Source organism: Micromonospora sp. NPDC057141, from assembly GCF_042670805.1.
Lineage (GTDB): Bacteria > Actinomycetota > Actinomycetes > Mycobacteriales > Micromonosporaceae > Micromonospora.
Window position 1 is genome coordinate 23189 of the sequence record NZ_JBHUVA010000068.1, and the last position, 13508, is coordinate 36696.

Annotated in this window: 13 protein-coding genes and 1 pseudogene; 8 read left to right on the forward strand and 6 right to left on the reverse strand. The window is 71.9% G+C overall.

Features of this window, described 5'->3' with window-relative positions:
* Positions 1-166: 166 nt before the first annotated feature.
* A complete protein-coding gene (locus ACFT41_RS25665) occupies positions 167-1300 on the reverse strand; it encodes a peptidoglycan-binding protein (RefSeq protein ID WP_377589234.1) in 1134 nt (377 codons plus the stop codon).
* A 324-nt stretch (positions 1301-1624) separates the two neighbouring features.
* Between ACFT41_RS25665 and ACFT41_RS25670 the strand changes: the two genes are divergently transcribed.
* The 3 genes from ACFT41_RS25670 to ACFT41_RS25680 all read left to right on the forward strand — a co-directional run bounded on the left by ACFT41_RS25670 (position 1625) and on the right by ACFT41_RS25680 (position 5043).
* On the forward strand, positions 1625-3316 hold the full coding sequence (locus ACFT41_RS25670; protein WP_377589233.1) for a protein kinase: 1692 nt from the start codon (positions 1625-1627) through the stop codon (positions 3314-3316).
* A 36-nt stretch (positions 3317-3352) separates the two neighbouring features.
* Complete coding sequence (locus ACFT41_RS25675; protein ID WP_377589232.1) at positions 3353-4111, forward strand: hypothetical protein; 759 nt, start codon at positions 3353-3355, stop codon at positions 4109-4111.
* 89 nt (positions 4112-4200) lie between these two features.
* Positions 4201-5043 carry a hypothetical protein gene (locus tag ACFT41_RS25680; protein ID WP_377589231.1) on the forward strand — a complete coding sequence of 281 codons (843 nt, stop codon included), beginning with the start codon at positions 4201-4203 and terminating at the stop codon, positions 5041-5043.
* Positions 5044-5081: 38 nt separating this feature from the next.
* Here ACFT41_RS25680 and ACFT41_RS25685 read toward each other — a convergent pair.
* The 5 genes and pseudogenes from ACFT41_RS25685 to ACFT41_RS25705 form a co-directional block, all read right to left on the reverse strand.
* Positions 5082-5345: pseudogene (locus tag ACFT41_RS25685) on the reverse strand (YchJ family protein); the annotation flags it as partial.
* 93 nt (positions 5346-5438) lie between these two features.
* The gene (locus ACFT41_RS25690) at positions 5439-6095 is read right to left on the reverse strand and encodes a C39 family peptidase (protein ID WP_377589230.1); all 657 of its coding nucleotides are present in this window, start codon (positions 6093-6095) and stop codon (positions 5439-5441) included.
* Positions 6096-6447: 352 nt separating this feature from the next.
* Positions 6448-7563: a magnesium and cobalt transport protein CorA gene (locus tag ACFT41_RS25695; protein WP_377589229.1), complete on the reverse strand. Its 1116-nt coding sequence runs from the start codon at positions 7561-7563 to the stop codon at positions 6448-6450.
* A 63-nt stretch (positions 7564-7626) separates the two neighbouring features.
* Positions 7627-8247: a class F sortase gene (locus tag ACFT41_RS25700; protein ID WP_377589228.1), complete on the reverse strand. Its 621-nt coding sequence runs from the start codon at positions 8245-8247 to the stop codon at positions 7627-7629.
* A gap of 81 nt (positions 8248-8328) precedes the next feature.
* Entirely contained in the window at positions 8329-8811 is a 483-nt protein-coding gene (locus tag ACFT41_RS25705) for a hypothetical protein (protein ID WP_377589227.1), read from the reverse strand.
* A 208-nt stretch (positions 8812-9019) separates the two neighbouring features.
* On the opposite strand from ACFT41_RS25705, the gene ACFT41_RS25710 reads away from it, so the two are divergent.
* The 5 genes from ACFT41_RS25710 (at position 9020) to ACFT41_RS25730 (ending at position 13409) form a co-directional block, all read left to right on the forward strand.
* Positions 9020-9901, forward strand: coding sequence for an aldo/keto reductase (locus ACFT41_RS25710; RefSeq protein WP_377589226.1), 882 nt, complete (start codon positions 9020-9022; stop codon positions 9899-9901).
* Between the two features lie 71 nt (positions 9902-9972).
* On the forward strand, positions 9973-11205 hold the full coding sequence (locus ACFT41_RS25715) for a lycopene cyclase family protein (RefSeq protein WP_377589225.1): 1233 nt from the start codon (positions 9973-9975) through the stop codon (positions 11203-11205).
* 202 nt (positions 11206-11407) lie between these two features.
* Positions 11408-11887 carry a ribonuclease HI gene (gene rnhA / locus ACFT41_RS25720; RefSeq protein WP_377589224.1) on the forward strand — a complete coding sequence of 160 codons (480 nt, stop codon included), beginning with the start codon at positions 11408-11410 and terminating at the stop codon, positions 11885-11887.
* A 95-nt stretch (positions 11888-11982) separates the two neighbouring features.
* On the forward strand, positions 11983-13203 hold the full coding sequence (locus ACFT41_RS25725) for a cytochrome P450 (RefSeq protein WP_377589223.1): 1221 nt from the start codon (positions 11983-11985) through the stop codon (positions 13201-13203).
* Entirely contained in the window at positions 13200-13409 is a 210-nt protein-coding gene (locus ACFT41_RS25730) for a ferredoxin (RefSeq protein WP_377589222.1), read from the forward strand. Before ACFT41_RS25725 ends, ACFT41_RS25730 begins: the two co-directional genes overlap by 4 nt.
* The last annotated feature ends 99 nt before the right edge of the window (positions 13410-13508 follow it).

Genomic DNA, 13508 nt, shown 5'->3' on the forward strand with positions numbered 1-13508 from the left:
CGGGCGCCTGACGGCAAAATATCGATGACCTTCGAATGAATTCCGAGGACTGTCCGGTTTCGAACAGGTCGAACTCCTCGGCACGTCGGAAAGGCCGGGGCGGCAGTCGAAACCTCTCGGATCGGGCGGTGCTACGGCGACGGCCACGTCCCACCGGCGCGGCTGGTCACCGCCGCCGAAACGACTGGCGGACCACGCCACCGACGATCGCGCACCACGTGCTCGTGCCGACCTTGCCGTTGGGCGGAAGGCCGTGCAGCCGCTGCACGTCCTGCACGGCCCGGCGGGTGGGGTGGTCGAACCCGCCGGTCACCGCCACGTCGGCGTAGCCCTTCCAGTTGAGGATGAACTGCACCGCGCTGACCGGCGCGCCGGTGGCGTCCCGGTCCAGCTCGGGGGCGAGGGTCTCCCAGGTGGGCGTGGTGAGGGTGGCGTCCACGTCGACCGGGATGCCGTTGCGGGCCTGCCAGTCCTGGACGGCGGCGACGGTGGCGTCGTCGAACGTGCTGTTCACCGGCACCGCGTAGCCCCGGTGGGTGAGCAGGTACTGCACCACCCGCACCGAGGGGGAGCTGACGAACCGCCACAGGTCCGGCCAGCGCCGGGCCGGCACGTCGCCGAGGCCGGTGCCCAGCTCGCGGAAGACCCGCCTGCGCAGCTCGGGGAACTGCCGGTAGAACGCCGCCCCCGGGCACGCGGTGGTGCGGAAGTCCCAGTGGCCGAAGATGTCGTGGGCGTGCAGGCCGTACTGCCGGCCGACCGTGGCGCAGAGCCTGACCAGCGAGTCCAGCAGCGCCTCCGGCGGGGTCTCGTCGACGTACGTGCCCTCGTTCTCGATGCCGATGGCTCGCCCGTTCTCGCCCGGGCAGTGCGCCGAGACCATCTGCCGGTCACCGGCGGCCAGCCGGTCCAGGCTGCCGTGCCGGCCCTCCAGCACGTGGCCGCCGCGGCTGACGGTGAAGTGCTGGCCGGTGTCCGACCAGCCGTTGCCGTCCATGTGCAGGTTCTGGCAGTCCTGGGCCAGCTTCACGGCCTGCTCGCGGGAGTAGTCGGTGACGTTCGGGAACGCCATGTGATGCACGATGATCTTGTTGGTGGCGATCTCGCTGACCGAGAGGGGATCGGCCGGCGGCCGGGCGCCCCACTCGTCGCAGTCGATGATCCAGTCGAGGTCCGATCCGGACGCCGTCCGCGCGGAGGCGGGGGACGCGAGCTGCGTGCCGACGACGGCGACCGTGGCCGCGCCGAGCCCGGCTCGCAGCAGGGTACGGCGGTCGAGCTCGGGATGGTCGAAGTGCATGGCATCTCCTCTGTGGCCGACGACGGCGCGCGAATGAAAAGGAGCTCCAGGAGCAAGACGTGATGTGGAGGATATTGCCAACCGGGGCCGCGCGCCAGGGGTGGAGATCGGGTCGATGCGCCGACTCCACTCCCCCTAGCCTCCTAGGACGCCTTGTGTGGTGTGCGGCGAATCCCACGCCGCAAGCCACCGACGAAGAAGCACCCGGGGCACGGGATGCAGCCGTTGCGCCGATGGTCGACTGGACAACGCCGGTCACAATGAGCGGCGTCGGATTCGGGTATGCGCGGGCCGGCGGCCCGGGGGAGCGGTGGAGACCATCGAATGAGCGCCAACAGCTGGCTGGTGTCCGGCTACACCGAGGTCCGTGAGCTGGGCTCGGGCGCGTCGGGTCGGGTGGTGCTGGCCACCCACGACGCGACCGGCACCCCGGTCGCCGTGAAGTACCTCGTCGGCGGCCTGGGCGGTGACCCCTCGTTCCGTGAGTCCTTCCGCGCCGAGGCCCGCCTGCTGGCCGACATCGACGACCCGCACGTTTCCCGCCTCTACGAGTACGTCGAGTCGCCCACCGACGCGGCGATCGTCATGGAGCTGGTCAACGGCGTCTCGCTGCGGCAGATGCTGCGCGCCAACGGGCCGACCGGGCCGGAGGCGGCGCTCTGCGTCCTCAAGGGCTCGTTGGCCGGCCTGGCGGCCGCGCACGACCGAGGCGTGGTGCACCGCGACTACAAGCCGGAAAACGTGCTGGTCACCGCCCGGGGGGAGAGCAAGCTCGCCGACTTCGGCATCGCCATGCCGATCGGCGAGGAGTCCGCCACCACCGTCACCGGCACGCCCCGCTACATGGCGCCGGAGCAGTGGACCGGCGCGGCGGCCGCCCCGGCCTGCGACATCTATGCCGCGACGGCAACCTTCTTCGAGTGTCTGACCGGTCGTCCCCCGTACGACGGGCGGAGCCTGCTCGCCCTGCGCGACCAGCATGCCAGCGCGCCGGTCCCCACCGAGCCGGCCCCGCCGCCGGTGCACGAGCTGCTGCTCCGGGGGATGGCCAAACGGCCAGACGAGAGGCCCCAGCCGGCGCAGGTCTTCCTCGGCATCCTGGAACAGATCGCGGGCGGGGCTTACGGGCCGGACTGGGAGGAGCGGGGGGTGCGGGAGTTGGCCCGGCGGGCCGCCCTGTTGGCCGTGTTCTTCCCGTTCCCGGATTCCTCGGGCGGCAGCACGAGCGTGGCCAGCACGGTGCTCGGGTCGGACGCCGGCTTCGGTCCGGGTCGGGAGATCCGCACCGGCCGGCGCATGCGCACGGGGCGGGCCCGGACGGCCCTGGTCGGTGGGGCGCTGGTGGCGGCCGTGCTGGTTGGCGGTGCCGGGTATCGCTACGCCTCCGGTGCCGAGCCCGACGTCGCCGCGGCGGTGGATGCCAAGGATTTGGCCGGGGGGTCGACGCCGGTTTCCGGTGCTGGCTCCGCGTCGGTCGCGCCGGAGGTCACGGCGAGTCCGTCGGGCGGCACGCCGACGCCCGCGCCGACGTCCGTGAGCCCGACGGCGGCGGCCCCGACCACGGGCGTGCCGGCCACGACGCGTCCGCCGTCGCCGACGAGCCGGCCTACCCGGACCGCGTCCCCCAGCCCGAGTGCGAGTGCGAGCACGTCGTCCCCGCCGTCGGATGTCACCGCGCCCTCGGTGGGGTCGCCGAGCATCGGGGCGTCCGTGTTGGAGCCGGAGGACTGCAAGTATGGGACGAGGTCGACGACGGTGACGGTGACGGTGACCGACGACCGGTCGGCGGCGGGGGAGCTGCGGGTGTCGTTCCGCTACACCCTCGGTCGGCTCTCGGGCACGGTGGCCATGACGTCGAAGGGGAACGTCTTCGAGGGCACGCTGGGTCCGTTCGCGATGCCGGAGACGACCGTTCGTATCCCGGTGTCGGTCACGGCGGTCGACGCGGCTGGCAACTCCGCCGGTCCGGTCGGGCCGGTGTACGTGAGCCTGCAGCCGTTCTGCACGCCGGGTTGATCTGGTGGGGGCCATGAGGTTGACGGAGGGTCGGCGTTGAGCAGTCCGAACGAGCCGACGGCGGCGGTGCCGGCCGACAGCGCGGCGACGGAGGCGTTGCCCGGTGTGGGTGGGCCGGGTTGGGTGGAGCCCACCGTCGACCTGGGTCGTACCGTCGACCTGGGTGGGACGGTCGGTTTGGGGCGTACGCAGGTGTCCGGTGCCGGTGGGGAGGTGACGGTGGCCGGGGCGGCCACGGTGGCCGGGTCCGTGGCGGGTGGGTCGCTCGCCGCGACCACCGTCGCGCCGGCGGGCGAGACGCGGTTCGGTCCGGGGGTGCCGGTGGTGCCGCCGGCGGCCCCTGCCTGGCCGCAGTCGGGGTCGGGGTCGGCGGGGCGGTCCCGGTCGGTGTGGCGTCGGGTGGTTTCCGTGTTGTCCACCCTGCTGACGGTGGCGTTGCTGGTGGTCGTCGGGTTGTTCGTCTGGCAGCGGCTGAGCCCGTTGGAGATCGAGGGGGTCACGGTTGCGGTGGCCGATCCGCCGGGGAACCGGTGCGACGTGACCGTGGAGGTGGTGGCGACGGTGCGTACCAATGGCAATGCTGGCACGATTCGTTACCAGTGGTTGCGTTCCGGTTCGCCGCCGGGTGCGCTGGTCAGCGAGCGGGTCGGTCGGGGGCAGCGGTCGGTGGGCCTGCCGTTGAAGTGGTCTTTCACGGGTGTGGGCACGGCTCGGGAGACGGCGACGATCAACATTGTGGAGCCGTCGGTGACGCAGGCGGGCGCGGAGGTTCGGTATACCTGTCGTCGTCGTTGACGGCGGGGGTGGGGTGCCGTTTCCGCGCGCGTGGGTCAGGGTGGAGCGGATGGATTGTTCGCTGTCCCCTGGTGTGAAGGATCTGAGCGATGAGAGACGACTTCGGCGATGCGGTGGGCGAGGCCCTGCGTGCGGTGCTGCTTTTCCTGCCCAGGGCTGTGGGTTTCGTGGCGATCCTGGTGGCGGGTTGGCTGGTCGCCAAGGCCGTGGTGAGGGTTGTGGACCGGGTGTTGGTGCGGGTCGGGTTCGACCGGGCGGTGGAGCGCGGGGGGATCAAGACGGCGTTGGCGCGGTCGCGGTACGACGCGAGTGATGTCGTGGCGAAGCTGGCGTACTACGGGGTGTTGCTGGTGACGTTGCATCTGGTGTTCGGCCTGTGGGGGCCGAATCCGATCTCGGATCTGATCGCGGCGGTGGTGGCCTGGTTGCCGAGGGCGTTCGTGGCGATCGTGATCGTGGTGGTGGCTGCGGCGATTGCCCGGGCGGTGAAGGACATCATCAGCAGTGCGTTGGGTGGGTTGTCGTACGGGCGGGTGTTGGCGGGCGTGGCGTCGGTGTTCATTGTGGGGTTGGGGGTCATCGCGGCGCTCAATCAGGTGGGCGTGGCGACGGCGGTGACGACGCCGGTGCTGGTGGCGGTGCTGGCGACGGTGGGCGGGATCCTGGTGGTCGGTGTCGGTGGTGGGTTGGTGCGTCCGATGCAGAGTCGGTGGGAGTCGTGGTTGAGTCGGGCGGAGCGGGAGTCGCGGGTGGTGGCGACGCATGCGCGGGCGTATCGGGCGGGGCGGCGGGACGTGGCGGAGCGGTTGGCGGCGGCGGCTCCGTCGGTGGCCGAGGATCCCGATCGTACGCAGGTGGTGCCTCGGGTGGGCGAGGGTGACGAGGCGACGGTGGTCATTCCTCGTCCGGACGGTGGTGGCGCCGGGCAGTGAGGGGCGGTGGGTGGTGTCGTGGGGTCGGGCGGTGGGGTTCAGTGCGGTTGTGCGTCGAGGTAGGCCCAGCGGCCGTTTTCGCGGGTGAAGCGGCTGTGTTCGGTGAGGGTGGCGGGTCGGCCGGCCTGCCGGTAGTGGGCTTGGAAGGTGACGGTGCCGGTGGTGTCGAGCAGGCCGCCCCGTTCGGTGTGGAGGATGTCCAGTCGGGTCCATCGTTGGCCGGGTTCAAGGCGGAGGCGGGTGGGGCGGGTGGAGGTGTGCCAGCTGCGCAGCAGGTAGGCGGTGTCGCGGACGGCGAAGGCGCTGTATCGGGTTGGTCGGGCCCGTGACCTCCACCGGCCGTGTCGCGAAAGGGCCGGCCCCTGGTGGGGCTGGCCCTTTCTGGTGGTTGCGGGTCAGGAGGTGGCGTAGCCGCGGGTGGCGATCCAGTCGGCGAGGTGGTCGACGGTGATCCAGTAGCTGGCCTGGTCGGGGTTGGCGGAGTCGGCGATCTTGACGGTGTGGCCGTTGTCGCGGTAGCCGACGACGCTGATGTAGTGGCCGCCCTCGAAGGAGTGGCTGACGCCGTCGGTGTCGGTGGTGGTGCCGGCGATGTTGGCGACGACGGCGCGGCCGTTGTCGACGGTGTGGACGACGTCGGTGCGCAGGGTGTCGGTCTGCTTGTCGTTGGCCTTGTTGGTGGGGATTTCGACGCTGCGGTAGGCGTCGGCCTTGCCGGTTTCCTTGTTGAGTACGGGGGTGATGTCGTTGATGGAGTTGGTGCCGGCCTCGGTGGTGCCCATCTCCTCGGCCATGGTGTCCACGTCGATGTTCTTGCCCTGCACGCTCAGCGCGTTACGGGCCGCGGCCGGGCCGCAGTAGTAGAAGTTGGGCTGCGCCTCGTAGCGCACGTCCAGCTGACGCTCGCCGGCCGGACGACGCTCGGCCTGCACCGACGCGACCCGCTCGGCGGGGGCGGCCTGCGCGGCCAGCGCGGGGCCGGCGATCCCACCGGCGGTGGCGGCGACACCGGCAACGGTCAGGGCGGTGCGACGAATCAGATCGGTACGCATGACAGCGTGCTCCTCTGCTCGGGGGAAAAGACACGGCACCACACCAGGGGGACACGTCGGCACCGCGACAGAGATCCAGGGAAAGAACAACCCGGCGACCCAGGGGGCCTGCACGGGGCATCCGGAAGGTGCAACGACCCCGACCCCACCAGCATTCCACCGGCCCTGGGGCTCCCGACCCCTGGCGACCCGACCCAGGCGCGGCGCAGGCGGGGCGATTCAGGGATCCGACCGGACGGCACAGCCCCGGTCGCATGCCAGATACAACGCCCCCACCCCCGAGCCGATTCCACGGCCAGGGTGACCCGACCCACCGGACATAGAGGGATGGACCGGGCAGGTGGGGTGGGGGTCAGAGCCAGCCGGAGCGGCGGAACAGCCGGTGCAGGGTCAGTGCGGCGGTGGCCATGAGCAGGAGTGCGCCGCCGTAGCCGTAGCGCCAGTGCAGTTCGGGCATGTGGGTGAAGTTCATCCCGTATATGCCGGCGACGGCGGTTTGGGTGGCGGCGATGGCGGCCCAGGCGGCGATCTTGCGCATGTCGTTGTTCTGCTCGACGGCCAGCTGCGCCAGTCGGGATTGCAGGATCGAGTTGAGCAGGTCGTCGTAGGTGTTGACGCGGTCGACGGCTCGGGCGAGGTCGCTGTCGACGTCGGCGAACCAGCGGCGTAGCGCTGGGGGTGGGCCGTCGGTGGGTTGTCCGGCGAGGGCGCGCAGTGGTGCCTGCGCGGGCAGCACGGCGCGTTTGAGTTCGACGATTTCCCGTTTGAGTTGGTAGATGTGCGGGATGTCGGCGGTGCGTTCGCGGGCGAAGACGGTTTCTTCGAGTCGTTCGAGGTCCGTTTCGACGTGGCCGGCGACGTCGAGGTACTGGGCGACCATGCGGGCGCAGACGGCGTATGCCACGGCCCAGGGGCCCTCGGTGAGGATGGTGCGGCGGTGTTGGATGTCCTGACGGACGGTGGTGAGTGCGCCGGGGGCGCCGTGGCGGACGGTGACGACGAATCGGTCGCCGAGGAAGAGCATGACGTCGCCGGTGTCGATGACTTCGGAGGTGTCGGTCAGTTCGGTGTGTTCGACGTATGCGGCGGTGCGGAGCACGAGCAGGGTCACGTTGCCGTGGCGTTGCAGGGTGGGGCGGTGGCCGCCGGTGAGGGCCTGGGTGATGTGGAATTCGTCGAGGCCGAAGGTGTGTCCGACTGTGGTCATCACGGTGGGGGTGGGGTCGTGGAGGCCGAGCCAGACGAAGGCGCGTCGGCTGCGTCGGCTGTGGGCGTGGGCGTGGGCGTCGGCGTAGTGGGGGTGGCCGGGTTGGCGTTGGCCGTTGACGTATACGGCGCAGTCGACGACGGCGTCGGGGTTGGTCGGTGGGGTGGCCGGTGGTGTGGTGTGGGTGGGGCGGCGTAGTGCCCGTCGCAGCAGGTTGGGCAGTGTGGTGCGCCATCGGGTCTGTGGGGGTTGTTGGTCCACCGGTCACCTCCGCCTCGCGGGGACTGACGGCAACCGTAGGGGATCTTCGGGTGGGGGCGTGGGTCAGGGCACGGCGGTGGCGAAGACGATGATGTTGTCGGGGTAGGTGTGGTGGCGTTCGTCGAGGCGGCCGCCGCAGGTGATGAGGCGTAGCCGGGGTGTGGGGCTGGTGCCGTAGACGAGGGCGGTGGGGAAGCGTGTCTTGGGGTAGGCGGCGATGCTGTCGACGGTGAAGGTCGCGGTGCGGGCGTCGGTGCGGTGGATGTGGATGGGGTCGCCGGGTTGGAGGCGGCCGAGGTCGTAGAAGACGGCGGGGCCGGTGTCGCGGGAGTCGACGTGGCCGACGATGACGGCGTTGCCGGCTTCGCCGGGGCTGGCGCCGGGTCGGTACCAGCCGGCTGCGGCGGGTGGGCCTGCCGGGGGGACCTCGAGTTTTCCGTCGGTGGTGGCGGCGACGGGCACGATGTCGGCGTGTACGCCGATGGTGGGGATGGTGATGTGTGTGGGGGTGGCGTGGGGCAGGGGTGGTGCGGGGCTGGTGGTGCGGTTGGTGGCGGGGTTGGTGGCGGGGTGGGGTGGCGGGGGTGTGCGCGTTGCGGCGGTGGCGAGGAGTCCGAGGCCGGCGGCGGCGGTGAGGGTGGTCAGTGTGATGGCGGCCCGGGGGGTGTGGTGGGGGGCGGCCATGGGTGTTTCCTTTCGGCGGGTGGCGGGTGCCCGCGTCGGCGGTGGGCCGGCGCGGGCGCCCCGTGGCAGGGCTGGTGTGGTTCAGGCGGCGGCGGTGCGGCGGCGGGTTCGGCGGGTCAGGATGAGGGCGCTGGTGGCGGCGGCGCCGAGGAGGGTGCCGCCGGCGGCGAGCAGGCCGGTGGTGTCGGTGTCGTGGCCGGTGCCGGCGGGTGCGGCGCCGATCGGGGTGATGGTGAAGGTGGCGCTGCCTGAGGTGGTGCCGTCGCCGCAGGTCGCGGTGACCGTGTAGGTGCCGAGGGTGAATCCGGCGGTGAACAGTTCTGCGCTGAGTCCGCCGCCGGCTGCGGCGGTGGTGGAGCGGACGTTCTGGTCGCGGTCGGGTCCGGTGACGCGGAAGAGGGTGTCGCCGGATTTGGGGTTGCAGGTGGAGGTGAGTACGACGGTGCCGCCGACCGGGGTGGTGGCTGGTGAGACCGTGGTGTCGGCGAGGGCGGCGGTGGGGAGCAGGAGCGTGCCGAGGCCCACGCCGAGCGCTGCCGTTCCGAGAATTGTCTGTGTCTTCATGCGCGTCTTCCCTCACTTTTCGTCCGGCTGCTGCGTGGGACGTCGTTCGGGTGGCCAACTCCGTGTCTGGCACCGGTGTGTCCCACCCTAGGAGGGTTGGGTCCCCGATCCGGTGAGAATGAGAATTCTTCGTTGCCGTCGCGTTGCGGGGGCGGCGGGGCGGTGCGGGCGGCCCGCCCGTGCCAGGATCGTGATCATGGATACGGGGATGATCACCGCGGACGCCGCGGGCACCTGGGGGTTGGGCGACCTCACCGTCAACCGGGTCGGGTTCGGCGCGATGCGGCTCACGAGGACCGCAGACGGTCGGCCCAGCGACCGGGACCGGGCGATCGGTGTGCTGCGCCGGGCCGTGGAGCTGGGCGTCAACCACATCGACACCGCCGCCTTCTACTTCTCGGCGTTGCGTTCGGCGAACGAGCTGATCAACGCGGCTCTGGCGCCGTACCCGGAGGATCTGGTCATCGCGACGAAGGTCGGGCCGGGCCGGGATCCGTCGGGGCGGTGGTTGCCGTTGGCGCGGCCCGACGAGTTGCGTGGGCAGGTGGAGGAGAATCTGCGGCAGCTCGGCCGCGACCACCTCGACCTGGTCAACCTGCGTCAGGCCGGTCTGGAGTCGGTCGCGGAGCATTTCGGCGCGTTGGCGCAGCTGCGCGACGCGGGCCTGATCCGGCACCTGGGCATCTCCAACGTCCGCCCGCACCATCTGCCGCAGGCGCAGGCCGTCGCGCCGGTGGTGTGTGTGCAGAACGCCTACGGCCTGGGGTTGCGGCCGGGCCACGACCAGTTCGTGCGGGACTGCGCCGCGCAGCAGGTGGCGTACGTGCCGTTCTTCTCCCTGGCGACCACGGGCCGGGAGGCGGGCGTGAAGGGTGAGGAGGACCCGGAGATCCGGGCGGTCGCCGCCGCCCACGGGGTGTCGGCCGTGCAGGTGCGGCTGGCCTGGACGTTGCGGCGTTCCCCGAACGTGTTGGCGATTCCCGGCACGGGCGACCCGGATCATCTTGTTGCCAACGTCGCGGCGGGGGCGTTGCGGCTCACCGACGACGACCTGGCCCGGTTGGAGGTCGTGCACCGGCGCGGCGTGTGATCCGGGGTGGGTCGTCGCCGGTGCGCCCGGTTGGTGTCGGGGCGCGGCGGGTGGTGTGACAGCGTGTCGGGGTGAACGATGGCGCGCCGGTCGACGTCGACGTCGCCCTGGTCGGTGGCGGGGGTGCCGCGTCGTTGGTTCTGGCGGCCCTGGACCGGCAGGGGGTGCGGGGGTTGCGGGTCGCCGTGGTCGATCCGGTGCGCAAGCGCGGTCAGGATCGCACGTGGGCGTTCTGGGGCCGCCCGGGTGGTGACCTCGATGCGGTGCTCAGCGCGAGTTGGCGGCAGGTCGAGGTGACCACGCCGGCTCGTCGGCGGGTGCTCGACCTGGCCCCCCTGCGGTACGCGATGGTGCGTTCGGCCCCGGTGTATGCCCGGGCGGCGCAGGCGGAGCGGCGGCTCGGGGTGGTGCGGTGGGACGTGGCGGTGGCGGGCCTCGACGATGACGGCAGCCGGGTGTTGGTGCGTGGCGTCGATGGGGTGCCGTTGGTGCGGGCGTCGTGGGTGCTGGACTCGCGTCCCCGGTCGCCGGCGCGGCCGGGGCGGACGTGCTGGTTGCAGCATTTCCGGGGCTGGTGGGTGGCCTCCGAGGCGGCGTTGTTCGACCCGCGGCGGGCGGTGCTGATGGATTTCCGCACCCCGCAGCCGGAGCGGGGGGTGTCCTTCGGGTACGTGCTGCCGGTCAGTGACCGGTATGCGCTGGTGGAGTACACCGAGTTCTCCTCGGCCCGGCTGACCGGCGACGGGTACGACCGGGCGTTGCGGGGCTATCTGGGTCGCCTCGGGCTGGACCCGGCGGCGCTGGTGGTGCGTGAGGTGGAGGACGGGGTGATTCCGATGACGGATGCGCCGTTTCCGTGTCGTCCTTCGCCGCGGGTGGTGCGCCTGGGCACGGCGGGTGGTGCGACCCGACCGTCGACCGGGTTCACGTTCTCGGCGATGGTGCGGCAGGCCGAGCAGGTGGCCCGGGCGTTGGCCGCCGGTCGGGCGCCGGTGCCGGCGCGTGCGTATCCTCGGCGGCACCTGTGGATGGACGCGGTGGCGCTGCGGGCCCTGGACACCGGGCGGGTCGGTGGTCCGGAGTTCTTCGACCGGTTGTTCGACCGTAATCCGGCGTCGCGGGTGTTGCGTTTCCTCGACGGCGACACCAGCGTGGCGGAGGAGGTGGCGGTGATGCGGTCGAGTCCGCTGCTGCCGATGACGGCCGCGGTGCTGGGTGACGCCGTAGGGCGGTTGCGTGGTCGGCTGCGCCGTCCCGGGTCAGCCGAGGCGCGCGGCGACGGTGTCGCGGATGCGCACCCGTAGGTGTTGCAGGGGGTCGCGTCATGGCGTAGCCGAGGCCCCAGGCTGTTTCCCGGCCGAAGACCTGCGCGGGGCCGGGTGGGACGCGGCGCGCAGCGGTCCGGTGAGATCAGCCGTACGCCGTCGACGTGGCCGAGTGGCGCCGCGTACGTGCGGGTGGCGGTGCCGCCGGTTTCCGGCCGGGGGTGGCCGGTAGGTTGCGGGCATGGTTGATGCGGTGGCCGGCGGGGTCGTGGAGATCTGGACCGACGGGGCGTGCAGCGGTAATCCGGGGCCGGGTGGTTGGGGTGTGGTGTTGCGGTACGGCGCCCACGAGCGGGACCTGTGCGGGGGAGAGGCGACGCCGACGACCAACAACCGGATGGAGCTGATGGCCGCGATCCGGGCGTTGGAGAGCCTGACCCGGCCGGTCACGGTGCGGCTGCACACCGACAGCACGTATGTGCGTAACGGCATCACCGGCTGGCTGGCCGGGTGGAAGCGCAACGGGTGGCTGACGGCGGCGAGGCAGCCGGTCAAGAACGCCGACCTGTGGCAGCGGTTGGAGGCGGCGTGCGCCCGGCACGAGGTGACCTGGCTGTGGGTGAAGGGACACAACGGACATCCGGAGAACGAGCGGGCCGATGCCCTGGCCAGCCGGGGCATGACCGAGGCGCGGGCGGGGGTGGCGGCCCGGCGGGGGTGACGTTGCGTCACGGCGTGGGCTTGTGCCGGCGCACCACGGCTGGGTAACGTGGCGGATTGATGGCGTTACCCTCAGTTGTCACGGGAGGTGTCCGCGTGACCGCGACCGCCGCTACCGACCTGCCGTTCTGGCCGGCGTCCACCCTCGACCGGGATCCGTTCGCGCTGCTCGACGACGAGCAGCGGCACCGCTTCGACGGGCCCGTCACCCGGGTCCGGTTGCCGACCGGCGTGCCCGCCTGGCTGGTCACCCGGCACGCCGACGTGCGCCAGCTGCTGCGCCACCCCGGGTTCAGCGCCGATCTGGAGCGTCCCGGCTTCCCGCTGCTGCGCCCGCTGCCCCCGCAGACGGAGCTGGACCGGCAGGGCGGCTTCATCCGGATGGACGGCGAGGAACATTCCCGGCTGCGCAGGATGCTCACCGGCGAATTCATGATCAAAAATGTGCGGCGGATCGAGCCGTTGATCCAGCAGACGGTCGACGCGGCGCTGGCCGATCTGGCCGCGGCCGGCCCGCCCGCAGACCTGGTCGAGACGTTCGCCCTGCCGGTGCCGTCCATCGTGATCTGCCACCTGCTCGGCGTCCCCTACGCCGACCACGACTTCTTCCAGACCCGCAGCCGCACGTTGCTCGACCGCACGACGTCGGCGGAGCTGCTCAGAGCCCACATGCAGGAGTTGCGTGACTTCCTGCGCGAGCTGATCGTCGCTCGGCACGGCGACACCGGCGGCGACGATCTGATCAGCCGGTTGGTGCGCGACCGGGTGGCCACCGGGCAGCTCACCGTCGACGAGCTGGTCGGCATGGCCCTGCTGCTGCTCGTCGCCGGCCACGAGACCACGGCCAACATGATCGGCCTGAGCACCCTGCTGCTGCTGCGGGAGCCGGCCCGCTTCGCGGCGCTGCGCGAGTCGCCGCACCGGGCGGCCGAGCTGGTCGAGGAGCTGCTGCGCTACCTCAGCGTGGTGCGTACGGGGCTGTCCCGGCTGGCCCTGGTCGACGCCGAGATCGGTGGCCAGGTCATCCGGGCGGGCGACGGCGTCATCGCGGTGCTGTCGCTGGCCAACCGTGACCCGGTGGCCTTCGACGACCCGGAGGCCTTCGACCCGTACCGGCAGGCGCACCAGCACCTCGCGTTCGGGTTCGGGGTGCACCAGTGCATCGGTCAGCCGCTGGCCCGCGCCGAGCTGCGCATCGCCCTGGTGGAGTTGGCCCGCCGCTTCCCGGCCCTGCGTATCGCGGTCGGGTCGCAGCAGTTGTCGACCCGCGACACGTCGGTCGTGTTCGGCCTCAACAGCCTGCCGGTGACCTGGTGAGTGAGGTGGGCGCGGTGCGGGTGGCGGTGGACCGGGGCAGCTGCTGCGGGTCCGGCAACTGCGTGGTCGCCGCGCCGGAGGTCTTCGACCAGGACGACGCCGACGGGCTGGTGCTGCTGCTGCGGCCCGAGGCGCCGCCGGAGGCGGCCGACGGGGTCCGCCGCGCCGTCGCGCTCTGCCCGGCGGGCGCCATCCACCTCACCTGAACCGTCCGCGCTCCGGTCGTGGGGTTCGCGGCCGCTTGCCGGCGGCCCGGACCCCACGACCGGGGGCGCCGCTGGTCAGGGTTCGCGGGAGGGGTCGGT